Source organism: Engelhardtia mirabilis (genome assembly GCF_007748095.1).
Lineage (GTDB): Bacteria > Planctomycetota > UBA1135 > UBA1135.
This window is the reverse complement of record NZ_CP036287.1, coordinates 6,377,541-6,400,544: the sequence shown is the minus strand read 5'-3', so window position 1 is coordinate 6,400,544 and position 23,004 is coordinate 6,377,541. Positions and strand designations below refer to the sequence as shown.

Annotated in this window: 16 protein-coding genes; 10 read left to right on the top strand and 6 right to left on the bottom strand. The window is 70.9% G+C overall.

Annotation, left to right across the window (positions count from 1 at the left end; genetic code table 11):
- Nucleotides 1-4: 4 nt before the first annotated feature.
- Nucleotides 5-2,335 (bottom strand): poly(ethylene terephthalate) hydrolase family protein, encoded by a 2,331-nt coding sequence (locus Pla133_RS23585; RefSeq protein ID WP_145069916.1) that lies wholly within the window; start codon nucleotides 2,333-2,335, stop codon nucleotides 5-7.
- Nucleotides 2,336-2,603: 268 nt separating this feature from the next.
- Here Pla133_RS23585 and Pla133_RS23580 point away from each other — a divergent pair, with 268 nt between their 5' ends.
- From Pla133_RS23580 to Pla133_RS23570, 3 genes are read left to right on the top strand one after another with little or no spacing between them, the layout of a single operon-like run.
- Nucleotides 2,604-3,815 (top strand): WD40/YVTN/BNR-like repeat-containing protein, encoded by a 1,212-nt coding sequence (locus Pla133_RS23580; protein WP_145069914.1) that lies wholly within the window; start codon nucleotides 2,604-2,606, stop codon nucleotides 3,813-3,815.
- Nucleotides 3,812-4,081: a MoaD/ThiS family protein gene (locus tag Pla133_RS26705; RefSeq protein ID WP_419191897.1), complete on the top strand. Its 270-nt coding sequence runs from the start codon at nucleotides 3,812-3,814 to the stop codon at nucleotides 4,079-4,081. The genes Pla133_RS23580 and Pla133_RS26705 overlap by 4 nt, the downstream gene beginning before the upstream one ends.
- A 4-nt stretch (nucleotides 4,082-4,085) precedes the next feature.
- Entirely contained in the window at nucleotides 4,086-4,871 is a 786-nt protein-coding gene (locus tag Pla133_RS23570) for a class I SAM-dependent methyltransferase (protein WP_145069909.1), read from the top strand.
- A 163-nt stretch (nucleotides 4,872-5,034) separates the two neighbouring features.
- Here Pla133_RS23570 and Pla133_RS23565 read toward each other — a convergent pair whose 3' ends face one another.
- Entirely contained in the window at nucleotides 5,035-8,214 is a 3,180-nt protein-coding gene (locus Pla133_RS23565; protein ID WP_419191896.1) for a 3-keto-alpha-glucoside-1,2-lyase-like domain-containing protein, read from the bottom strand.
- 441 nt (nucleotides 8,215-8,655) lie between these two features.
- Here Pla133_RS23565 and Pla133_RS23560 point away from each other — a divergent pair, with 441 nt between their 5' ends.
- Nucleotides 8,656-8,892 (top strand): hypothetical protein, encoded by a 237-nt coding sequence (locus Pla133_RS23560; protein WP_145069905.1) that lies wholly within the window; start codon nucleotides 8,656-8,658, stop codon nucleotides 8,890-8,892.
- A gap of 40 nt (nucleotides 8,893-8,932) precedes the next feature.
- On the opposite strand, the gene Pla133_RS23555 is transcribed toward Pla133_RS23560, so the two are convergent.
- Entirely contained in the window at nucleotides 8,933-9,622 is a 690-nt protein-coding gene (locus Pla133_RS23555) for an N-formylglutamate amidohydrolase (protein WP_145069903.1), read from the bottom strand.
- Nucleotides 9,623-9,822: 200 nt separating this feature from the next.
- Nucleotides 9,823-11,193: a magnesium transporter gene (mgtE, locus tag Pla133_RS23550; protein ID WP_145069901.1), complete on the bottom strand. Its 1,371-nt coding sequence runs from the start codon at nucleotides 11,191-11,193 to the stop codon at nucleotides 9,823-9,825.
- Nucleotides 11,194-11,699: 506 nt separating this feature from the next.
- Here mgtE and Pla133_RS23545 point away from each other — a divergent pair.
- A complete protein-coding gene (locus Pla133_RS23545) occupies nucleotides 11,700-14,174 on the top strand; it encodes a carboxypeptidase-like regulatory domain-containing protein (protein ID WP_145069899.1) in 2,475 nt (824 codons plus the stop codon).
- 43 nt (nucleotides 14,175-14,217) lie between these two features.
- Here the strand turns inward: Pla133_RS23545 and Pla133_RS23540 are convergent, their stop codons facing one another.
- Nucleotides 14,218-15,054, bottom strand: a complete 837-nt coding sequence (locus tag Pla133_RS23540; protein ID WP_145069897.1) for a hypothetical protein — start codon at nucleotides 15,052-15,054, stop codon at nucleotides 14,218-14,220.
- A 129-nt stretch (nucleotides 15,055-15,183) separates the two neighbouring features.
- Between Pla133_RS23540 and Pla133_RS23535 the strand changes: the two genes are divergently transcribed.
- Together Pla133_RS23535 and Pla133_RS23530 are read left to right on the top strand one after the other, a co-directional pair.
- The gene (locus Pla133_RS23535) at nucleotides 15,184-17,682 is read left to right on the top strand and encodes a carboxypeptidase-like regulatory domain-containing protein (RefSeq protein WP_145069895.1); all 2,499 of its coding nucleotides are present in this window, start codon (nucleotides 15,184-15,186) and stop codon (nucleotides 17,680-17,682) included.
- A 54-nt stretch (nucleotides 17,683-17,736) separates the two neighbouring features.
- On the top strand, nucleotides 17,737-19,236 hold the full coding sequence (locus tag Pla133_RS23530) for a hypothetical protein (protein ID WP_145069893.1): 1,500 nt from the start codon (nucleotides 17,737-17,739) through the stop codon (nucleotides 19,234-19,236).
- A 3-nt stretch (nucleotides 19,237-19,239) separates the two neighbouring features.
- Here the strand turns inward: Pla133_RS23530 and Pla133_RS23525 are convergent, their stop codons facing one another.
- A complete protein-coding gene (locus Pla133_RS23525) occupies nucleotides 19,240-19,725 on the bottom strand; it encodes a 2-thiouracil desulfurase family protein (RefSeq protein ID WP_145069891.1) in 486 nt (161 codons plus the stop codon).
- Between the two features lie 40 nt (nucleotides 19,726-19,765).
- On the opposite strand from Pla133_RS23525, the gene Pla133_RS23520 reads away from it, so the two are divergent.
- From Pla133_RS23520 to Pla133_RS23510, 3 genes are all read left to right on the top strand, one after another.
- Nucleotides 19,766-20,362, top strand: a complete 597-nt coding sequence (locus Pla133_RS23520) for a DJ-1 family glyoxalase III (RefSeq protein WP_419191895.1) — start codon at nucleotides 19,766-19,768, stop codon at nucleotides 20,360-20,362.
- Nucleotides 20,363-20,554: 192 nt separating this feature from the next.
- Nucleotides 20,555-21,406 carry an XdhC family protein gene (locus Pla133_RS23515; protein ID WP_419191894.1) on the top strand — a complete coding sequence of 284 codons (852 nt, stop codon included), beginning with the start codon at nucleotides 20,555-20,557 and terminating at the stop codon, nucleotides 21,404-21,406.
- Nucleotides 21,407-21,687: 281 nt separating this feature from the next.
- Entirely contained in the window at nucleotides 21,688-22,812 is a 1,125-nt protein-coding gene (locus Pla133_RS23510; RefSeq protein WP_145069887.1) for a YfgM family protein, read from the top strand.
- Nucleotides 22,813-23,004: the final 192 nt, after the last annotated feature.

Here is a 23,004-nt window from a genome sequence, read left to right as displayed (position 1 = left end):
TGGGTCAGTTGGCGGTGACTTCGATGTCGTCCAGACCCAGTCGGCCAGCGCTGCTGCCGTGGGAGGGACCGAAGAGGAACTCGACGCGGTCGATCGAATCGAGGTCAAGGGCCGGCTGGCCCACGGTGAATCCACGCAGGCCGATACGGACCTGCTCGAACTCGTTGCCCCAGCCCACGCCCGAGCCGCAGCTCGTGCGCTGGTAGGGCTCTTCGATGCCCGCTTCGATGGCGTCGAGGCGGATCGTGCTGGAGTCACCGTCGGTGTCCACGAGGCGCACCTCGAAGATGGTGTCGGCCAGCTCGAAGGTGGTGTTGGGGTGACGCGTGACCTGGCAGGCGCGGAAGGACAGGGCGTGCATGTCGCTCCAGTCCTGATCGGCGGGGAGCAGGTCGTAGACCAGCTCCGCGTCGACGCTGGTGTAGCCCAGCACCAGGCCGACCTCGGGGTCGGAGTTGCTGCACTGGGTCATGCCGTTGAAGGTCTCGGCGTTGGAGTGGGTGAAGTCCGAGTCGGGGTCGTTCAACTGGCCCTGGACCAGGGTCGTCAGGGTCGAGGTGACCGTCGCGCCGGAGCTCGCGATCAGCTCGCTCGGCTGGGTCTGGAAGTCGTCGATCACGAGCTTGCCGCTCTCGACGCCCTCGCGGAACTGCATGTTGACCACGATGCAGGGGTTGCCGATCGGGGCGCTCTGCGGGTGCAGGTCCTCGTACTGGCGCGTGAGCCAGTCCTTGCCGGCCGCGTTGCCGCGCACGTGGTATTCCACCAGCGGCAGCAGGTAGCCAAGGATGATCCCGTGGGCCAGGTTCTCGTTCAGGGCGCAGGGGCCCGTGAACCACGTGGTGCCGCCGTTGTCGTGGAACCAGGCGTGGCCGACGCCGTAGAGGGTCGTCGACTGGCGCTGGTTCTCGGCGCGGGTCAGCAGGTGGTAGGACTGGACGATGTCGGTGTTGGCGCAGCCCGAGACGTCGGAGTCACCGGCGCCGACCCACAGGTGGTAGGGCTTGTCGTGGGGGTTGGCGCTGTTGGTGCCCAGGAAGTCCGTGGGCGCCATGCTCGAGATCAGCGTGATGTCGTCCGCCGTGAAGTTGTTCGGGACGTAGGTCCCGTCGACGATGCGGTCGTAGGCGCGGGCGACGCCCTCGCCACCGCGGCTGTGGCCGATCCAGGTGACGTTGTGCGGGTCGACGTGACCCGCGAGCACGCCACCGGCGAGCACGCCCAGGTTGCCCAGGAACGCGTCAGTGTTGGTCAAAGTCGTGGTCGACGCCGTCTCGATGCCGGGCACCGTGTTGTTCTGGTGCGACATGACCACGTAGCCGTAGGAGGCCAGGTGGTATCCGATGTGGTCGTACCACTGGTAGTTGTGACCGTTGCCGTGGCTCACGATGACCACGGGCACGTCGGTCAGCTCGGCGATGTTGGACGGGTAGTACAGGTCCTGCCCGAGGAATGTCCCGCCGGTGTAGATCGTCTCGACCACCGAGTAGGGACCGCCCACCGCCGGGTCGGCGCAGATGTAGAGGCCTACGGGGGCCTCGTAGCCGTCGACCAGGTCGGCGGCGGACAGCTGGCCGTTGCCGTCGACGTCGACGATCACGTCGTAGCCCACGCCGAGGCCAGCGCCGGCATCACCCGACAGGGTGCCGTTGTCGATCACGAAGGTGTTCGACTGGATGTCGGTGGCGGTGAAGGTCACCTGGGTTGCGCCGCCGCTGACGTCGGTCAGGGTCGCGTCGGCGTCCCACTGGGCCTTGGTCTTGTCGGCCACGACGTAAACGTCGAGGGTCTGGCCCGCCAGGGCCGGGTGCTGGGCCGGATCCAGGGCGATGATCAGGTCATCACCCTCGCGGACCGAGGTGATCCAGTCGAAGTAGGGGTAGCCGGCGCGCACCACGCCCACCAGGTCGATCTCGGTCGGCTCGCCGCCAATGGTCAGGTCGGCGCCGTTCGAGAAGTCGATGCCGTTGGCGTCGCCGGGATCGATCACCGCGCCGAGCAGGTAGAAGGTCACCCCTTCGAGCACGGGGTCGTTCGGGACCGCCGTGGGGAAGCTGAACAGGCCGGTGCCGTCGGTGACGCCGATCGCGATGTTCGTGAGGGCCGGGGTGAGGCCGATCGGAAGGCTCTCGCCGAGGTAGGCCACCGGACCAGCGCTGACGTCGAGGGCGATCACGGACACGAGGCCCGGGTTGCCGGTGAGGTCGATCTGGACGCTCGAGCCCAGGCCCACCGAGGCGGAGGCCTGGCCGTTGAGCTTGAGGTCGGAGGCCAGGGCCGGGGTCGCGGCGGCGCCCACGAGGGCGACCGCGGCGAGGGACGTGACAGGTCTCATCGTCGTCCTGGTCAAAGGAGAAGCGGGTAGGGAAGGGTCAGCGGGCCTGCCGGGCCCGGCGCGGGGGGAGGGGACCGTGAAAGGCTACGCCGCAATCGGCGATGAGGGGGGATCAAACCGCCGTCCCTGGGGCCGTGGAGGGGGGTGGGGGGCGTTCGGACCGTTGTAGGCAGGCTGGCTCCCCAGCGACTGAGAACGGTCCTGTGGCTAGCATTGGCGCCCCTTGTCCGGGCTCCGCCCACAGGTCCCAACCCCACCGACCCGACCGATGTCGAAAAAAGCGTCCGCCCGTCGAAGCACCCCCCGTCCGAGCTCGGCCGAGCCCCACCGGCTGCTGATCGGGACCCGCAAGGGTGGCTTCATCCTGGAAGCCGGGCGCGGGCGCTCGGGCTGGAAGCTGCAAGGGCCCTTCGTCCTGGGCACCCAGGTCCATGACCTGCGGCTGGATCCGCGCGACGGCAAGACCCTCTTGATGACCGGCGGGCTGGGGCACCTGGGGCCGACCATGTATCGCTCCACCAACCTCGGCCGCAAGTGGACGGAGGTCGCCTCCACGCCGCGTTTCGACCCACTGCCGGAGGGCTCGAAGCGGCAAAAGCGCGAGGACGGCACCTCGCGCGGCATGACCGTGAAGATGAACTTCTGGCTGGAGCCCGGGCACGCCTCCGAGCCGGGGGTCTGGTACTGCGGCACCGGCCCCCAGGGCCTGTTCCGCTCCGAGGATCGGGGTGACAACTGGGCCGGGGTCGACGGCTTCAACCTGAACCCGAACTACGCCAAATGGTCGATCACCGAGGACGGCTCGCCGATCGGCTCGCTCTTGCACTCGATCCTGATCGACCCGCGCGACGCGGCCCACATGTACCTCTCGATGAGCTCCGGCGGGACCTTCGAGAGCACCGACCAGGGCGCGAGCTGGCGCCCGCTGAACCGCGGCGTGCAGGTCACCTTCGGCCCCGAGGAGTACCCCGAGTTCGGCCAGGATCCCCACTGCGTGATCCTGCACCCGGCCGACCCCGATCGCCTCTACCAGCAGAACCACTGCGGCATCTACCGCCTGGACCGCACCGTCGGCGACGGCGAGGGTTGGGTGCGGATCGGCGCCAAGATGCCCAAGAAGGTCGGCGACATCGGCTTCGGCGTGGTCGGGCACCCCACCGACCGCGACACGGTCTGGGTGCTGCCGATGGACGGCACGCAGATCTGGCCGCGCACCAGCCCCGGCGGCAAGCCGGCCCTGTACCGCACGTCGAACGCCGGTCGCAGTTGGACGCGGCTCGACAAGGGCCTGCCCGAGCAGGGTTGGCACACGGTGCTGCGTCAGGCCTTGACGATCGACAGCGATCCCAAGTCGCCCACGCTCTACTTCGGAACGACTTCGGGCGAGGTCTGGATCGGCCGCGACGGCGGCGAGAAGTTCGAGTGCCTGGCCCAGCACCTGCCCTACATCCACAGCGTCCGCACGGTGCCGCGCCAGTGAGCGAGGTCGAAGTGCGCGTGGGCTCGATCCTGTTCGAGTACACCGGCGGCGCGGAGCTCGTGCGCGGATCGGGCGCGACCGTGGCCGAGCTCTTCGCCGACTTGGAGACGCGCCACAAGGGCCTCGCCTTCCGCGTGCTGGACGAGCAGGGGGGCCTGCGCCCGCACATCGCACTGTTCCTGGACCGGCGCGCGTGTCGCGATGCGAACGAGGTCTTGGACGGCGTCGAACGGGTGCACGTGCTCGGCGCTCTGAGCGGCGGTTGAGTCGATGCACGGGCTCGGGGCGAAGGACGGCGATCGACGGGTCGAGTGGGGCCGCGCCTCCGAGGCCTACGTGACGTTCCGCAGCGGGCCTCCCGCGAGCTGGTACCGCGCGCTGGCCGGGCACGGGATCGGCCTCGCGGGCCAGCGGCTCCTGGACCTCGGCACCGGGCCCGGCTTCGTCGCTGCGCACATGGCGCGCGCGGGTCTGCGGGTGGCCGGGATCGACCCGGACACCGGGCAGATCGCGGCGGCGCGCGAGTTGGCGCGGGCGCAGGGGCTCGAGATCGACTTCCGGGTCGGCCCGGCGGAGGAGTTGCCCTTCGGTCGGGCCGAGTTCGACCTCGCGACGGCGACCCAGTGCTTCCTCTACTTCGACGCCGAACGCGTGGTGGAGCAGTTGCGCCGGGTGTTGGTGCCGGGCGGCTTACTCGTCACCGGCCACCACAACTGGTTGCCGCGCGAGGACGAGTTCGTCCGTCTCACCGAGGACTTGGTGCTCGAGTTCAACCCCGATTGGTCCGCCGCGGATTTCACCGGCGAGGTGCCTCTGCGACCGAGCTGGGCGGAGGGCTTGGTCGAGTGGGCGGGTTGTTTCGTCTACGACGAGGAGATCGCCTACACCCACGAGACCTGGCGTGGCCGCATGCGCGCGAGCCGGGGCGTGGGGGCGTCGTTGGTTGCGGAGGAGATCGAGCGCTTCGACGCGGCGTTGGCCGAGCTGCTGGTGATTCACAAGCCGGAGCAGTTCACCGTGCGCCACCGCGTCGACGCCCATTGGTTCGTGGTCTGACCCCGCCGCCCCGCGCCCGCCGGGTGGATAGGCGTTCGTACGGTGCCAGGCACAAAACCGCCGCCTAACGGCGGCCCGCAGCCGCCATCGGCGGCTGCGGGCCGCCGTTAGGCGGCGGTTTTGTGCCTGGCACCGTACGAACGCCTATCCACCCCTCCCGGCTTCAGTCGCGAATCAACCTGCGCAGTCGCACGTGGCGCCACGCGACCTGCAGGGGCTCGGCCCGGTCACCCACGCCGTGGACCTGAAAGCCGATGTGCCCCGCAGCGCGGCCGTGGTCGATCATCTCGGCCGCCGGCACGCCGTTGATCCAAGTCCGGATCGTCGGGCCCTCGCAGAGCACGCGGAAGTGGTTCCACTCGCCCTGGCGCCAGGCGCGCCGTGCATAGGGCGCGGCGTGCAGCGGATGCAGCCAGCCGCGGCCGCGCTCTTCGTAGATCCCGCCGGACCAGGCCCGCTCCGACGGGTCGATCTCGACTTGGTAGCCCTTCAGACCGCCGTCGCGGTTGTCGAAGCCGCCGATGACCTCGCTGCGGATCTGCACGCCGCTGTTGAGCGCGGGGTCGATACGCACGTCGTAGACGAGCTCGAAATCGCGGAAGGTTTCGCGGCTGGTCCAGAAGGTGTTGGGCGTGTTCGGCCGCGTCTCGCCGCTCAGGACGCCGTCCTGGAGGGTGAACACGGCAGCCCCGCCGCGGGGTTCCCAGGCCGAATCGTCGGCGAGGATCTCGCGCCAGGGCCCCGGCGTGAACCCGCCGCGCGGCCACTGCTCGCTGAGGCGCACGTTGCGGACCTGGATCGCCCCGGCCTCCGCCGAGCCCTCGACGCGGATCGCCACGGGGCAAGTCCGCGCCTCGCCGTCCGCCTCGATGCCTCCGCCGACTCGCGTGCCGCGGCGGGTCTGGCGTGTCGGGTCGGTGAAGGCCGGCGTGGAGGGGTGGGAGCCCAGCTCGAACCAGCTCGCATCGAACTCCTGCCAGCCGTCGATCGCTGAATCGAGCGGGAGGCGGTACTCGAAGTCGCCCCACTCGACCCACGCCTGCGGCAGGGGAGCCTGCGGATCGGCGAGACGCCACTCGAGGTGCACCTTCGGTGACTGCACGGAGGTCGTCGTCACGAGGTCCGCTCCCGCGGGCGTGAGCGTGATCCACGGGTCCGCCGCGATCAGCTCCGCCTGGGTGAGGTTGGCCTCGGGCGGCGAGCCCTCCAGGCGCATGGTCGGTCCACTGCTGCCGTTCCAGACGGGCACACCGGCGAGCGGATCGCCGCCCGACCCCATCGGAATGTGATTGAGCGTGTACCAGCACTCCGCCGACCACAAGGCGTCGCCGTTCGCAGAGCGCGGGTCCAGGCGCAGGTGCACGCAGGTCCCCTCGCGCAGGCCATCGACGTCGAGCTCGAGGCCCATACCGTCCGGGGTGGGCTCCATCCGCGTGATGGCGTGGTCCCGTTCGTCGACCTTCGGCCCTCCGTACTCGCGCGTCGGGGCGTAGGTCCACGACTTGCAGGTAGCGTTGGCCAGGACGTCCGCGAGGTCGGCGTCGATGGCCTCGGTGAAGCGCACGGCGAAACCCGTCGGCGTCGCGCGCACCGAGTGGATCTCGAACACCTGCGCGCCCGTCGGCACCAGCCGCTGCAGGCCAAAGCGCGTGCCGTTCCAGTTCCAGTTACCGCCCGCGCCGATGCCGCCCACGTAGAGCGCTCCATCCGGGCCCCACTCCATGCGGTTGACGCCCGATTCGAGGCCCTGGGTGAAGCGGAACAGGGCGCCCTGGAGCACACCGTCGACCTCCTCGAGGAACGCGCGCCTGATGCCGCCGCCGGTCAGCTCGCCGAGGTAGAGCTGGCCTGCGAAGGAACCGCTCGGAATCGCCAGGGGCTCGGTGGGCGAGTTGACCACCTCGCCGTGGGGCAGCCACAGGGCCGGCGCGCTGCGCGGGCGGTCGCTGAAGATGCTCGGATGGCCGCCGTCGGGGAAGCGCTCCGCGACCTTGGGCACGAACTGGGTCCAGTTGTAGTGCCCGTAGAAGCGGCCGGGCACGACCTCGGCCAACACGCTGGCCGGCATCCACGAACCCTGGTTGTCGGCGTAGAGCAGTCGGCCCTCGCCGTCGAGGCCCAAGCCGTTGGGCGTACGCGCGCCGCCGGCGATGGCGCGGGTGTCGCCGCTCGACAGATCGATCTCGATGAAGCTCCCGCGCAGGGGGCCGTTGGAGCCCGAGTTGGAGTGCATGCCCTCCCAGTTGGGCGGCGCCATCGCGGTCGAAAGGGCCGTATAGAGGCAGCCGTCGCGGTACACGAGCCCGAAGCAGAACTGGTGGTAGTTCCAGCCCTCCCAGCCTTCGCCCACGATTTCGTGGGTCTCCATGTAACCGTCGCCGTCCCCGTCCGTCAGTTTCACGACGGCGCGCCGCTGGGCCACGTAGAGCTCGCCGTCGACCACGCACAGGCCGCTGGGCTCGAAGACGTTCGTGGCGATCTTTGACAACTCGGACGTAGCGAGGTCCAGGGCCCAGATCACGTCGGGGGCCTTGGCGTCGATGTCGGGCAGCTTGACCTCGTCGCGCTGCAGCGGGTCGAAGGTGCCGAAGGCCAGGCGACCGTCGGGCAGGAAGGCCATGGCGCCGACCTGGGCCTCGAAGCCCTCGGGGCGGATCGTCTCCACGCGCCAGGCAGGGTGCACGCCGGGGACGGGCAGGCCGTCGCCCGGCTTGCGGGCGTCGATCACGGCCTTGGGCCCGGGCGAGGTCACGCGGGTGGGGTCGGTCTCGCAGAGCAGGGCGCTTCGGGGCACGACTTCGAAGGTCCCGGTGCCCGGCCGCTCCCAGCCCAGCCACAGCTCGCGCGACCCGCCCGAGTCGAAGTGCTCGACCAAGAGCTCGTGGGCGCCCGCCGCCAGCTCGAGGGGGCGACTGATGAGCTTGATGACCCCGTGCCGGCCGTCGTTGTCGAGCACCTTCTCGCCGTCCAGGAACAGGCGCGAGCCGTCGTCGCTGGCGAGCATCAGGCGGTAGCTGCCCGGCTCGTCGATCTGGAGCCAGCCCAGGGCGCGGGTCAGGTGCGGCGAGGCGACGCCCGCGAAGTCGTCACCGGCAAGCTCGAGCGTCGCCACGACGCGGTCGACGTTAGGCGTCTGGTTGGGCACGAGGATCGGCAGCTCCTCGGGCGCCTGTTCGAGTTGGAACAGGCGCAGGGTCAGACCCGGCTCGCGCTCGGCCGCGGGTTGGGCCGTGCCCTTGGGCGCGGAGTCCTGCGCGGCGGAGTCCTGCGCGGCAGCCGCCGTGAGCGGAACGAGGCACGCCAGCAGGGCGCCTCCGAGGGTCGCGGCTTTGGGGGGGAGCATCGGCGCAACTCTAACGGTTGATCGGGATCGACCAGCGTCACGTGAAGGCACCGCGCCGGGGAGGCTCCTTCGTGGATCGGCCCGTCGCGGAGGACCGGAACTGCGGCACAAGTCCGTCGCCGAGGAGCGACCGTCCGCCGCGGTCATTCCCAGCGGAGTCGCGGAGAATGCGGGCCAATGGCGCGGTGCCCTGTCTCAAGCGGACCCGAGTTCCTGGGCACGGACCGCGCAAGTCCTCGGGAGGACTCGCGGAGAACCTCATGTGGGATCCCGCTTGGCGCGCCCAAGAGCCTGCCAGCGCACCGCTTAGATCGGGCAGGCCAGGCTCGCCGGAGTGGCTATCCAGGAGCCGCCCGATCCAGTCGATAGCCGCGACCTGGCCTTCTGTCACGACGGTCCGTTCACCCGGGCGTCGCTCTGACTCGGGCAGGCTCGCAATCCGTGTCGTCCCAACCGAACCCGACCCCCGGCGGCTGCCACGGCTGCAGGCACTTCGCCGTCACCTACGACGTGGAGTGGCCCTACGCCTGCGAGATCTTCGGCCTGAGGTCGAAGCGCCTGCCGTCGGTGGAGGTGCGCGAGGCCTCCGGGCGGGAGTGCATGGCGCGCGAGGGGCGACAGGCCCAGGTCGCGCGTCGCCCGCCCCAGCTACCCCCGGGTGGCGGCGTCTGGGCCTGATCGGGCGCGCGCGAGCGGCCCGACTCGGAGAGCGGTGTTCCTACCAGCTCCGCGAGGCGCAGAACTCGGTCAGGGCCGCCAGCAGGGCGCCGCGCTTCTGGCTCACGTTCATCTCCGGCGAGCGCGAGACCTCGAGCTGGACCCAGGGCATCTCGTTCCCGTGGGTGCGGGTCACGTAGCCGCCCCCGAGGGGCTCGTCGACGCTCACCCGACCTTGGAACTGTCGCGCGAAGCAGGACTGCAGGGCTTCCATCCAGTCGGCAGGGCACAGGCCGCCGCCGTCGCCGAGGCAGACCATGGGACGCTCAGCGCCGGGATCAGGGCCGTCGGCAGGGCCTACCGCGGCCACCGTGTGGCAGTCGATCGCCAGGGCGGTGCGGCCGGCCCGGGCCGTGAGCACGTCGTGGTAGGGGCGGTGGTGCTCGCGCAGGAGCCGCTGGACCAGGGACTCGCTGAGCGGCTTGGACCAGACGGCGTCGGCCAGGCCCGTGTGGGTCTTGACCACGCCGTCGCGGCCACGATCGTCCTCCGCCCGGTCCACATCGAGCACCGCCCGCGCCACGTCGGTGGTCACGAACGCCGCGACTTCCCCGGCCAGGTCGAAGATCGCGCGGGCGCCGATGTCGCCGGCCAGCTCGATCCTGTGGTGGGAGAGCACGCAGCGGTTCTCCAGGAAGTCGGGCACCTGGACGCCGGCGTGGGGCACCGAGAGCAAGAGCGGGAGGGTCATGCTCCGGGCTCCTCGCGGGTGACGAATCGCCCTCGAGCGCCGTGGGCACCTTCGCGCGCGTTGTTCTGGACGGTGGCGATCATCATTCCGTGGGCGCGATCGGCACTCGAGCCGAGATCGCGAGCCCCTGATCTACGCACGGCGCGACCGCTGCCTGGTGGACCAATCCGGATCTAATCGTCGATCTGGCCGCTCCTGGGTCAGGAGGGGGTCAAGTAGGGCAAGAGGTGCGACGCGAAGGTCAGCAGGAGGAAGAAGCCGCACATGTCCGTGGCAGTGGTCAGGATCGGCCCGGAGGCGAGGGCAGGGTCCTGGCCGAAGCGCTTCAGGATCTGCGGGATCAGGCCGCCCATGGAGACCGAGACCAGGGTGTTGATGAACATCGCCGCACCCACGGCCAGGCCCAGGTAGCCGTTGCCCTGCCAGGCCCAGGCGACCCCCGCCATCACCAGGCCGAGGGCCAGGCCATTGATGAGGCCCACACGGATCTCCTTGACCCAGACGTAGAAGAGCTCGGTCGGGCGCACCAGACCCAGGGTCAGCTCGCGCACGCTGACGGCGATGGCCTGGTTGCCGGAGCAGCCGCTCATGTCGGAGATGATCGGCAGGAAGAAGGCCAGGGCCACCACGGCCGCGATGGTCTCCTCGTGGGCGGCGATGACCGAGGCCGCGATCAGGTTCAGGGCGATGTTCGGGGTCAGCCAAGAGAGGCGGCGCAGGGAGCGCGACCACAGGGGCATCGAGCGGAACTCCTCGCCGCCGACGATACCCGCGGTCTTCAGGTAGTCGCTGTCCGAGCGTCCGCCCACCGCCTCCTCCACGTCGGCGCGCTGGACCACCCCGATCGGGATGCCGATGGCGTCCACGACGGGCAAGCCCAGGAAGGCGTGGGTGTCGAAGAGGTCGGCGAGCTGGTCGAGGCTGGCGTCGGGCAGGACCGTGAGGGGCTCGGGGATCATCAGCCCGCCGATCTGCAGGCGGCTGGGCGACAGCAGCAGGTCACGCAGGCGCAGGACCCCGGCCAGGGCACCGGTGGAAGCGATCACGTAGACGTACTGGATGTCCTCGTCCTCGTACTCGTCGACCCGACGGCGCAGGTCGTTGACCACCTCGCCGACGGAGGCGTCCTGGGGATAGACCAGGAACTCGGTCGCCATCAGACCGCCGGCCACATGCTTGTCGTAGGCCGCCAGAGCGCGGATCTGGGCCGCTTCCAGGGGTGGCAGCTCGGCCAGGATCTGTTCGGCGTCGTCGCGGTCGAGTTCGGTGACCAGGTCGGCCCGCTCGTCGCTCGACAGCTCCAGCAGCACGTCGGCGGCCCGCTCGGGGTCCATGCGCTCGAGCAGCTCGACGGCCTGGGCCTCGGGCAGTTCGTCGACCAGGTTGGCGGCGCCCTCGGCCGACATCGAGGCCAGCAATTGGTCGCGATCGGCGACGTCGAGGCGCGAGACGGCCCGGGCCGTCTCGCCCGCCGACATCTCCGCCAGCAGCGCCTCGGCCCCGCTCATGTCGGACGTGCCGACCAGACGCTCCAGGTCCTGCCAGCTCTTCTCTTCGCTCTTCTCGCTCATGCCCGGTGCTCCACCTGTGTCGCCCTCTCGATAGCCCGACCGCCAGGATCCGCGCGATCGTCTCCGGAAGCCATCGAAGTCCTGGGTCTCCACGCGGGGGCGCGGAGTTTCCATCGCTTGGGGTTCATGGGACGGGCAGCGGCGAGCACGAGGTCGAAAGACGCTTGGGGTAGCGTCGACCTGCGATCAGCCGCACGGCAGCGGTCGGGCAGATGCCGAGCGGCCGTTGGGCTGGCGGGGAACCGCCGTCGAGCAGGCGCCGATTCGATGCTGGTTCGCCTCCTGCGGACCTGGGGGCGGTGGGTCCCAGCGCGACCGCGCTGGACCGGCGTTTGGATCCATCCGACCAGGGGAGTCGCTCTCGCTGGCGGCCGGATGGCTCGGGGCTGGATGGAACGAGAATCGCCCACGACGCGAGGCCCCCAGGGGAGCGCAGGGCCGCCGATGGACGCTGGGCTCGGCAGGCGCGGATCGACACGGGGGTCGGGCAGTAGAGTGATTCCGCCGTGGGGAAGTCCTTGTGGATCTTGGCCGCGATCGGCGTGCTGCTGGGCGTGGCGCTGTGGACGCTAGCGGGGCCGCAGTACCCGCTCGCCGACGCTTCGAGCGCTCCGAACACCGGATCGACCGGCCCCGAGCAGCCTGCGAGTTCCGAGGCATCCAACGCATTCGAACCGCTGCTGCGACGTCCGGATCCAGTGGCGGGAACCGCCGCAGGCTCCCGGGTTCACCTGGACGTCGGGGAAGCGGGCGCGCGCGAGGTGGACGTCGAGCTGACCGATCGCATCCACGGCCTTCCGGTGGCTGGAGTTGAGATCGAGGTCGTCCAGTCGGGCGCGGGACAGGTGCCAGCCGGCGGGCCGTCCGCTGGCTTCCGCCTCGAGCCTCCGAGGCATGGAAGGGTGCCGCGGATGGCTAGAATCACGGACCTCTTCGGTCGCGCTCGTGTGGCTGCCGAGCCGGGCGAGGGGCACTTCGTGCTGAGCGTGGCGAGAAGACGCGCCTTCGTCGGCACCGCGGAGCTGGAGTCGGACTCGCCGCTGCGGGTCGAGGTCGACTCGCCGCCATCCCTGCCGCTGCGCCTGGTCGGTCCCGACGGTAGGCCGGTGGTGGGGGCCTTGGCGGCGGTGGTCTTCGGCCCGGATCGAGTGCCACTGGGACGAGCCGCGTCCTGGGGCTTCGAGCCCTCCGATCCGTTCGGCGTGGCTCCCGCCCTGTTCAACACCCCCAGCCGAACCGGCCCCTTCGCCGTAGCCGTGCGCTCGCTCGGGATCGAGAGCGCCGGTCCGCCGGTGGATCCCATGGCCTTCGAGGGCGAGCCCCTGGCCGCTGCGCTCCCGCCCCACGGCTCGATCCTGATAGCCGTGCGGGATGCGGACGGGGCGCTCCCCGCCCCCGGCCAAGGTCTGGTGCTGCGCTGCGTGGAGTCGGACGAGGAGCTGTGGGGGCGGGTCGATGACCAGGGCCAGTACCGCCAGGCAGTCGTCGGCCTGGGCCTTCACTTCGAGATTCGATCCCATGCCGAGGCCCGGACGCTCGCGGGTCCCGTCGCCGACGGCGAGGAGGTTGCGGTCAACCTCGTCGGCGTCGGGCGGCGCGTTCGCTTGACTGGTCGGCTGGTCGGCCCCGATGTGGGCAGCGCCGAACTCTCCGCCGCCAGGTTCGCGCTCAGCTATCGGCTCGACGGCGAGGCCCACGAGCTCGACGAGGATGAGTTGGCCCTGGGCGACGGGGATGAGGTCCGAGTCGACAAGGCGGGTCAGTTCGTGCTCGGCGGACTCGAGCAGCTCCCCGACGGCTTCGAGGGCGCCGAGCTGCGCGTCTTCTCGAGCGGCTTTCGCCTGGCCTGCGCGCCAGTCCCGGCCGAGCTGGGCGTCGCGGAACTCGGTCGCGACGAGCTGAACCTCGGGGACCTCACGCTGGTGCCGTCCGGCGTGACGACGGGCGGGCAGCTCCTCCCCGCGCCTGGGCAGGTCCTCGAGACCCAGTTGGTCACCCTGCGACGGGGCGAAGGCGAGGAGCTCGAATTCGCCCGCTGCGACGACGAGGGCCGGTTCGTCTTGACTCACATGCCCTTCGCCGGTGGCTCCCTGTCGGGCGCGCAGTTCAGCGTCGGGCGGCAGTTCTGGCCGGCCGAGATCGGCTCGCTCGAGAACGTGCTGCAGCTCGAGGCCGGTGGATCCATCGACGTGCGGCTCGAAGGAGCCCACGAGGAGATCCCGGCTGTCGCACGCCTCGAGCTCTGCCTGCTCGACGGTCAAGGCAACCTCGTGAGCCAGCGGAAGATCCGCATGGGCGGCGACATCCGGTTCGAGCTCGATCGCGCCGGCAGCTTCGACCTCTGGGTTCGCTCGAATTCCAACGCCGACATCTACCAGGTCGTCGAGGGAATCGAAGTGGAACCGGGCCAGGTCGTGCGCCTGGATCCCCTGCGCGTCGGGGTCGGCCTGAGGGAGGTGGAGGTCCACGTCGCGGACTCGCAGGGAAGGCCCATACGCAACGCCCACGTCAGCCTCGAGCTGCACGGAAGCTCTGGGGCGACGTCCCGCACCATGGGCTCCGGACGGACGACTGTCCTCGCCGCTCCCCAGGTGGAGCGACTGGTCGTCCGCGCCCCGGGCTACCGCACGGCCGCGACTCGCCTGGTCTCGAACCGAATCGACATTCACTTACCGGCCGCGCTCGAAGTGTCCATCGCTCCCCCCGAGCAGCGGATCACCGATGACGCGAACTTCGGCGGCCTGAGCCTGCGCCACACGTCGGCGGGACGCTCCTTGCGCTGCGAGTTCGATTCCGAGCGAGGGGTGTGGTCCGGGCACCTCAGCGAGACCGGGACCTACAGCATCGTCATGCGCGACGACCACTCGTTCACCGAGACCGAGATCCTGCGCTTCGACGCGCCCGAGAGCGGCGAGGCGATCGAGCTGCGCCTGAACGACCATCAGTTCAGCACGCTCTTCGACGACTGGTCGCAGCGCTGATCGATCCGATCCACGTCCGCGATCCCCGCGGCGGATTCGGCGACTAGGGCTGCTGCGGCGCCAGCTCGCTCAAGAGCCACGTTTGCGCGCGGACCACCGGATCCAGGGGCATGCCGCCGCCCCAGGAGTCGAGGAAGGTCACGTCCCAACCGGCGAGCTCCATGGTGTAGGCCTGCATCTGGGAGCTCCAGGTGGAGTGGGCGTCGGCGCCGAACGAGAGCACGCCGAGGGGCAGGGGCAGCAATGGCGCTTCGAGCGCCTTCGGCATCCCCACGATCGCGAAGCGCGTCGACGGCTTGGGCGGGAACACGAGCGGCCAGTAGGCCGACGAAGCGTTGACCTGAACCTGCGTGGGCACCTGGGGCAGCGCCTGCGCGCCGGCCCAGAAGTGGTCGAGGACCGGGCTCGACGGGAAGGGCGCGAAGGCGGGCAGGAAGGCGGCCGGGGTCGAGATGGCGCAGACCCGGTCGGCGGCGTCGGGACCGCTCGGGACCAAGCCGTTGAACAGGGCCATGTGCGTACCGGCAGAGCGGCCGAGAAGGGTCACGTCGCCGTACCCCAACACACCGCGCGAGTAGGTCACCAGCCCGCCGAGGGCCAGCTCGGGCAGGGGGAAGGCGTCGTCGGTGTCGTAGCCCGAGAGCCCGACGCTGATCCCAGCCTGCAGCAGCGGCTCGAGGATCGACGGCATGGCGGCCGGCGCGAATCCACCCGGGCCCTGCTTCCAGGAACCGCCAGGCAGGTACCAGACCAGGTGACTGGCCCCGGGCGCCTCCCAGAGCCAAGCCTCCTCGTTGACGTCGCTGCCCCAGTTGAAGTGCACGGGTTGCGGCGGCGTCGTTTGGGCCAGGGCGGCGAGACAGAAGATCGTGGTCAGCATGGAGCGGTCGGAGAGGGGCGGGGGAGCCCTCTCAGTCTGCCAGCTACGGGCCGATCGAGGGGGGGTGGCGTCGAGCTCGGACCCGGCCACCCCGCCCGTTCGGATTCTGAGGACTAGGATCAGGACGTCATGGGAAGAACGTCCGCAGGTCTGCTGATTGCCTGCCTGCTCGCCGGGGCCGTGCTCTGGGCCTGGCTCGACTCGTCCGAGCCCGATGGCCGAGGTGCGGCGGCGTCGCCGACTGTCGCTCAGGGTTCCGACCAAGTCGCGGCAGACGCCCGCCCGGAGGGCGACGAGCTGAGCCTGCGACCGGTCGAACCGCGTTCGAGCGCCAGGGGTCGCACGGAGCTCGGATCCTTCGGCGGCGCCGCGACCGCCATCGATGCCGCCGCACCGCTCGAGGTCGAGATGCTCGTCGTGGACAAGGTCCACGGCCTGCCGGTGGCGGATGCTCGGATCGATCTCGCCCGCGCGGACGACGAAAGCGACCCCGACCGCTCGTCGAGGGCACGATGGCGGTGGCGTGAGGCAGGCGTCACCGATCGCTTCGGCCGGACCCGGGTTCAAGTAGCTCCTGCGGAGAATCGACTCAGCGTCCGACTCCCTTGGCGGCGTATCGACCTCGGCGCCCTGGCCGAGCTGGTCGCGTCCCGCGAGCGTTCGACCTCCGGCGCCGACGAGCCTTTGCGCCTGGCGATCCATACCAAGCCGCTCGTGCCCCTGGAGCTTCTGGGCGAGGATGGCCGCCCAGTGGTCGGCGCCAGGGCTGCGGTGCGTCTCGCGACCCGCGGCACTTCCCTGGGCGGCGGGAGCCGGTGGAGCGAGGAGCCCACGGACGAAGCGGGCTTCGTGGTCGCACCGGTCGACGCCTCCGGCAAGGTCGGCCCCTTCGTCCTGGCCGTCGAGTCCCTCGGCATCGCGGATCGAGGGCCGCGCTTGGAATTCCCCGCCTCCTGGGACGAGCCCCTGGTCGCGACCTTGCCGCCCCACGGCTCCATCCTCGTAACTGCGCACGACGAACACGGTGTACCCCTCCGAGCGGGTTCTCGGATCACGCTGAGCTTGGCCGACTCGTGGTCCGACTTCGACGCCGAGCTCGACGAATCCGGGAGCTACCGCCTGGCCGTCGTCGGCCTCGGTCGGCAATTCGAGCTCTCGACCGCCGTCGCGACCCGGACCTTCGCCGGACCCACCACCGATGGCGAGAACGTCGAGGTGTCGATCGTCGGGCCGACTGTCCGCGCCGGCCTCACAGGCCGCCTGGTCGACGGCGATGGCGAACCCGCCCGCTTCACCCTGCACCAGTTCGAGATCGTCACACGCTCCGGCGGGTCAAGGGCACAGTCATTCGACGAGAACGACCTTGCCGGGGTCGCCTCCCACAGGATCGACGTGGATCGCGACGGTCGCTTCAGCACGGGGCCCCTGGACTTCCTGCCCCTTTCTTTCGAGCTCGCCGAGCTCCGCGTCGTCTCGAAGCGCTACGGCCTCGCCGTCGCGCGCCTTCCCGACGAACTTGGTGTCGCCGCGCTCGGCACCGATCTCGTCGATCTCGGGAACCTCGCGATGTCCTCATCGCTGCTGACCACGGCCGGGATCCTGACCTTCCCGCTCGATCGACCGGCTTCGCGGGTGCCGGTCGAGTTGCGCGTGGTCGATGGCCCGTCGCTCGGGCGCACGGTCTCCGACGCCGAGGGTCGTTTCTCCATCCAGCACCCGATACCCCTCGAAGGAGCCGAGGCCAGGGTCACAATCGAGGTCGAGGAGCAGAGCTGGCGCGTGCAGTTGGGCTCCCGCGACAACCTCGTGCGGCTCGCCGCTCCACCGCGGATCGAGTTCGTGCTCGAACGCGCCCGCACCGGTATTCCGAGCGAGCCCCCGCTGGTCTGCGTGACCAACGCGGAGACAGGCGCCATGCAAGGCTCCTCCCCGGTCCCATTCGGGGACGAATGGTCGTTCGAGCTCGACCACCCGGGCACCTACGACCTGTGGGTGCTCTCGCCCTCGGGGGCGGGGGTCCTTGCCGCCGTCGAGGAGCTCCGCATCGGTCGCGACCAGGTCATCCGACTCGACCCCATTCGCGTAGGCGACGGGTTGCGCCGCACCGACGTCGATGTGGTGAACGGGCGCGGCGAGCCCGTGCCGGGAGCGAGCGTCCGTCTCGGATCGGCGGGTACGACCTTCGGCGCCGTCACCTTGACGGACTCGGCCGGCCGAGCGAGCCTCTCGGCCCCACCTGCGGACCTCGACGTCGTCGTCGTCCGTGACGGGTTCGACCCTCGCTGGGCACTGGAGCCTCTCCGACCCGGCCCGCTCGAGGTGCGTCTGACGAAGCGGGCCGTCGTCGTCCGCCTGGAGGCTCCGCCCGCGCTAGCGCCCGAAGTCGCAGAGGGGCCGCGAGCCATCCTCCGTCGCGACGGACCCAACGGCTCGCGCGAGGTGACGTTGAGCTGGGATCGCGCGAGCCGCGCCTGGACCGGCGAAGTCCCCTGGGCCGGGTCCTACCAGCTCCTGCGGCCGGGGGGACGCGACGCCGTCTTGATCCGGGAGATCGAGGTCCCCTACACCAACGATCCGGTCGTCGTGAGCCTGACCGAAGCGGAGTTCCGCCTCCTCGGCGGGCGCTGAACGAACGGCCCCGATGCCTGAAAGATCTGCGCGCCCCGATCGTCCGGGCCCCGCGTGCTGGCCTCGCTCGTCATCGCAGCGCTCCAAGGCCGAGCAGAACCCCTGGATGCGATCCAGACCGACCCCCCCGAGTTCGTGCGCCTCGAAGGCCACTTCGTGGACGAGCGGGGCGCTTCCCTGCGGCCCGAGTTCGTGACCTGGGACCTTGTCGGCCTGCTCGACGGCCGGACGGTCGCCGTCGGTGGTCTCGGCGGGTTCGGGCAGCACTCGGGCTTGCGAGTCGACGCCCGAGGCCACTTCGTCACCGAGCCGCTCCTGCGCGTGCCCACGCGCTGTGAACACATCGAGCTGCGGTTCCGCGTCGCGCAGCTGGGAGGGGCGGTGGTGCCGCTCCCGACGGACCTGCGAGTCGGAAGCTCGGGCGGCCCGGTGCTCGAGCTCGGCGACGTGGCGCTCGGCCCGGCGCCCCTGACCACCTCGGCCGTTCTGCTCGATCACTCGGGAGCACCGCTCGCCGGTCAACTGGTCCTCTTTAGCGAGCGGGGTAGCGAGGGCCTGCCCTTCGCGCGAACCGATGCCGAGGGTCGCTTCGAGGTCCGCCACTTCCCCTCGATCGACGGCGCCCCCCTGTCGGTGAGCCTGCCGGCCGAGGAGGGCGTGCGCACGGCCCACCGGTGGGAGTTGGTCCCTGGACAGTCGGGACAGGTCGTCAGGGCTCCCGCGCCGACGACCGTCACGGTCGAGCTGCAGCCCGTCGAGGGTTGGGTCGCTCCCGACTACTTCTTCGTCTGCCTCTTGGACGAGCGGGGCCGAGTCGTCGCCAGCGCCGGCCATCAAGGCGAGTCGGCCCTCTCGCTCGCGGTGGACGAGACGGGACCCTTCGAGCTGTGGGTGGAGAGTTGGGGGAGTCGCGACGTCTTCCGAGTGCTGCGTGGGGTGGAGCTCGAAGCCGGCGTCGACAATCGACTGCCGCCGATCCGAATCGGCGCTGGACTCCGATCGATCCGAGCCCGGGTTCACGACGCCGAAGGCAACCCGATTCGCCACGCCGAGGCCCGCACGCACCGCCATGTCTTCAATGGAGATTGGGTCCTCCCTGCCTGGACGGACTCGGGCGGCCAGGTCGAGCTCACCCTCTGCGCGGAGGTTGATCGACTCCGGTTCACGGCAAAGGGTTTCTGGGGTCGGTGGGCGCCGATCGTCGGCGACGAGTGCGCGGTCCAACTGGATCGTGGAGGGTCAGCAGAGCTGGTGTTCCCCGAGAGCTGGGAGTCGATCGTTGCGGACGAACTCGGCTCGAGCTACTTCTGGCCGCAGGGCCTGTGGCTCTCGACCGCCTCGACCGACCCTTCGTGGGACCGTGGTCACCTGACCTTCAAGCCGGAGAGCCAATCCAGCCGGGGGACGTTGGACACGCCGGGCCGCCACCAGATCACCCCCTTCGGGCCCCTCCGGAGCGGCGTCGAGCCCTTCACCATCGACGTCCCTGCCGGCGAGGAGCCTTTCAGGATCGAGCTCAGCGAGAACGACCTGCGCCGCATCTGCGGCGGCTGACGCTCAATCCGCGTCGTCACGCGAGCGCCGGCCTTCCACGCCCCGGCACTCGATCCCCGCCCGCAGAAGCAGCGCCGTCGTCAGCCCCGGTCCCTGCACCACGCGATCGTCCACGTGGGTCTGCGCGCAGCCGCAGCTCGGCGAACGCTCCTTGAGGAACGCCCGCCGCACGCCCTCGCGCTGGCAGACCTCCAGCGCGCCCTCGGCCCCCGCGCGGAACTGCGCCGTCACGTCGCGCCCCGCGTCGGTCACGAGCTGTCCCTCCCCGTCCAGCACCGCCTCCGCAGACGCCGTCAACCAAGCCGGCGGCCGCGGCGTGCCCAGGCCCCCGTGCTCCTCCGGGCAGAAGGGCACCGCCACCAGGCCCTGCGCCTCGAGCTCCGCGCCGAGCACCTGATCCCCGTTGTCCTTGCCGTCGTACCGGCAGCTCCGCCCCAACAGGCAGGCGCTGACCAGCACGCGCTCCGGCCTTTCGTGTTCGTCGTTCATCGCTACCGTGAGCACGACCCTAACCCACGGAAGCCCACTCGTGACCGAACCCGACCGACAGCACATCCTCGTCCCCCTCGCCGACGGCTTCGAAGAGACCGAGGCCGTGGCCGTGATCGACGTCCTGCGGCGCGCGGGCCTGCGCGTGACCGTCGCCGGCCTCGCTCCGGGCCCGATCACCGGCAGCCACCAGATCGCCATGGTCCCCGACGCCGCCCTGGCCGACGTCGACCTGGCGACCGTGACCTCGATCGTGCTCCCCGGGGGCATGCCCGGCACCACCAACCTGATGGCCGACCGGCGCATCGTCGACCTCGTGCGGCGCCTCTACGCGGCCGGTGAGACCGTCGCCGCCATCTGCGCCGCTCCTCGCGTCCTGGCCGAGGCCGGGATCGTCAGCGGCCTCGAGCTGACCTCGCACCCCAGCGTGCGCGGGATGCTGGCCGGCGCAACGGTGCTCGACATGCCGCGTGTCGTCACTGCCCAGGGCATCGGCCAGGGCACCGGCCCCGTGGTCACCAGCCAAGGCCCGGGCACGGCCCTGGAGTTCGGACTCGAGCTCGTGCGCCGCTGGGTCGGCCCCGAGAAGGCCACCGAGCTCCAAGCCGCGATGCTGATCGCACTCCCCGAGAGCTGAGCAGAGTCCGGAACTTCCGACGTGAGCGACCTGCGTGCCGGGCCGTGGTCGCCCGCGCGGGTCGGCCCGCCCGAGCCCCGGACCCGCCACCGCCGGCGCGCGGCCCGGCAATCTCATCCCGACCCGCCCGCCGAACCCGCGCCGCGCCCGACCTATAGTGGCCGGGCGTCCGCTTCCGGCCGCAGCCCCAACGTGACCGACGTCTACTCCGAGATCGTGCGCCTGCGGGCCCAGGGCCGCAATTGCGCCCTGTGCACCATCGTCTCCACCAAGGGCTCCACGCCCGGCAAGGCGATGATGAAGATGCTCGTGCGCGACGACGGCTCCTTCGCGGGCTCCGTCGGCGGCGGTTGCCTCGAGGCCGAGGTGCTCGAGGCCGCCCTCGACGCCATGGGGGACGAGCGCCCGCGGATGCTCGAGTTCGCCCTCAACGAGCGCGACTACCCCGACTCCGGCCTGATCTGCGGCGGCCGACTCCAGATCTACGTGGAACCCATCACCGAAGCGCGACTGGTCCTGTTCGGCGGCGGGCACGTGTCCGGCGCCATCGCCCACGTGGCCCGCTCGGTCGGCTTCCACGTCACCGTGGCCGAGGACCGCGCCGAGTTCGCGAGCGCCGAGCGCCACCCGGACGCCCAGGCCTTCGCGGTCGGCCCCTGGTCGCAAACGGTCGCCGAGCTGGCCCCGGACGCGGCGAGCTTCCTGGTGGTCTGTTCCCGCGGGCACGACGGGGATGCGGAGATCCTGGAAGCCCTGTGGCAGGCCCGCTGCCAGCCGCGCTGGCTGGGGATGATCGGCAGCCGCGCCAAGCGCGCCCAGATCGAGGCCCAGCTCGGCGCCAAGGGCGTGGACCCGGCTTGGCTCGCCCACGTTCGCAGTCCCATGGGCCTGGCCATCGGCGCGCGCGACCACGCCGAGATCGCCGTCAGCGTCGTGGCCGAGATGATCGCCGTGCGGCGCGGCGCTCCGGTGCCCCAGGCCCCGGCGGCGGACGCGGAGCCGAGCCTGGCCCCCGCGCGCCGCAGCGGTCCGAGGCCGGCCTAGGCCCCCCCGGGCCCGGGCCCGGGCGCGATGGCGCCATCAAGCGACGTCGCGGGGTCCTGGAGGGCTCCACGCGGCCCCAGCAAGCCCGGTCGCGTTGACAGTCTCGCGGGAGCGCTCCTATCCTGCTCGGCCCATCCGCCCGGCGGATCCGCCGCCACCAGGCCTGCAACCTCCCGCGACGGGAGGGGTACAGGGGGGGCCGACGCCGCCCGCGAAGCCCCGCTCCGTCCATCGTCCGGCTTCCCCTCCGGCGCGACGGGACCAACCGACCGACCCAGACCATGCTCAGCCTCCGCACCTCCCTCGCCGCCGCCGTGACCCTCCTCGTCGCGGCCCAGACCGTCGGCGCCGACACCATCACGCTCGTCGACGGCCGCAAGATCGCGGATGTCACGATCCAGTCGGAGGAGCTCGCCGTGGTCCGCTACCGCCAGCGCAACGACCGCGAAGAGGTCCCCACGCACCAGGTCCTGCGGATCGAGTACGACCGCCTGCCCCAGGCCATCGACGAGGCCGACGCGCTGGTCGCCGAGGGTCAGGTGGAGCAGGCCCTGGTCGAGCTCGGCTACTACGTCGACGCCAGCCTCTCGACGAACCCCGACAAGCGCTTCCCCTGGGGGCCGGCGGCCGCCGCCAAGCGGGCGGTCGAGATCAACGCCTCGAGCAACAAGCTCGCCGCGACCCAGGCGGCCGCGTCCGACCTGATCGCGCGCTTCCCCGAGTCGCGCCACGTGCCGGATGCCTACTTGGCCAAGGCCGAGGCCCAGGTGCAGTCCGGTGACCGCGAGAGCGCGCGGGCGACCCTGACCGGTCTGACCGAGCTGGCCAAGTCCCGCGGCCTCTCCGATCGCTACACCCTGGCGGCGCAGGTCGAGCTGGCGGCCATCGACGGCGATCGCAGTGGCGCAAAGCGGATCGAGGCCCTCGAGCAGCTCGAAGCCCAGGCGGGGTCGACCTACCCGACCGTCCGCGACCGCGCGCTCGTGGCCCAGGGCGAGGTCTACCTGGAGCTGGCCAACGCCAACCCCGCCGAGCGCGCCGCGCACCTGGACTCCGCGCGGACCGTCTTCGAGCAGGCCCTGGAATCCGACGGAGCCCTGCCGGCCACCCGCGCCGGCGCGACCGTCGGGCTGGGCGACTGCAACTTCTTGCCCGCCTCCGTGGCCAACGACGCTGCGGGGCTGCAGCGGGCGCAGATGCTCTACCTGCGCGTGGTCGTGCTCTACGGCGACGAAGCGCGCTACGCCTCCAAGGCGACCTTCCACGCGGGCTCTTGCTTCCTGCAGCTCGCCGACCTGAACCAGGACGAGCAGGCCAAGGCGCGGGGCCGTCGGATGATGCGCGAGGTGCAGCGTCGCTACCCCGACAGCGTCTGGGCCGACGAGGCCAAGCGCTACGTGCGCTGACGGATGGAGGTAGGGGGGCGATCCCGCTGACGGCGGGGCGAGATCCTCGCCAGGCGAGGGGCGCGGGCGGCGACGGGATGACCCGGCGCCGCCCGCTCCCGTTCGGAGCCGCTCCACTTCGGTTCGCGACCCGCTGAGGAAGAGCGGAATTGCCGTCGATTCCCTCCTTCTGCGAGGCGCGCTCCCTGAGCG

Coding starts and splice junctions, on each gene's coding strand:
- Pla133_RS23585 (WP_145069916.1), bottom strand. CDS start 2,335: ATGAGACCTGTCACGTCCCTCGCCGCGGTCGCCCTCGTGGGCGCCGCC.
- Pla133_RS23580 (WP_145069914.1), top strand. CDS start 2,604: ATGTCGAAAAAAGCGTCCGCCCGTCGAAGCACCCCCCGTCCGAGCTCG.
- Pla133_RS23570 (WP_145069909.1), top strand. CDS start 4,086: ATGCACGGGCTCGGGGCGAAGGACGGCGATCGACGGGTCGAGTGGGGC.
- Pla133_RS23565 (WP_419191896.1), bottom strand. CDS start 8,214: ATGCTCCCCCCCAAAGCCGCGACCCTCGGAGGCGCCCTGCTGGCGTGC.
- Pla133_RS23555 (WP_145069903.1), bottom strand. CDS start 9,622: ATGACCCTCCCGCTCTTGCTCTCGGTGCCCCACGCCGGCGTCCAGGTG.
- mgtE (WP_145069901.1), bottom strand. CDS start 11,193: ATGAGCGAGAAGAGCGAAGAGAAGAGCTGGCAGGACCTGGAGCGTCTG.
- Pla133_RS23540 (WP_145069897.1), bottom strand. CDS start 15,054: ATGCTGACCACGATCTTCTGTCTCGCCGCCCTGGCCCAAACGACGCCG.
- Pla133_RS23535 (WP_145069895.1), top strand. CDS start 15,184: ATGGGAAGAACGTCCGCAGGTCTGCTGATTGCCTGCCTGCTCGCCGGG.
- Pla133_RS23525 (WP_145069891.1), bottom strand. CDS start 19,725: ATGAACGACGAACACGAAAGGCCGGAGCGCGTGCTGGTCAGCGCCTGC.
- Pla133_RS23510 (WP_145069887.1), top strand. CDS start 21,688: ATGCTCAGCCTCCGCACCTCCCTCGCCGCCGCCGTGACCCTCCTCGTC.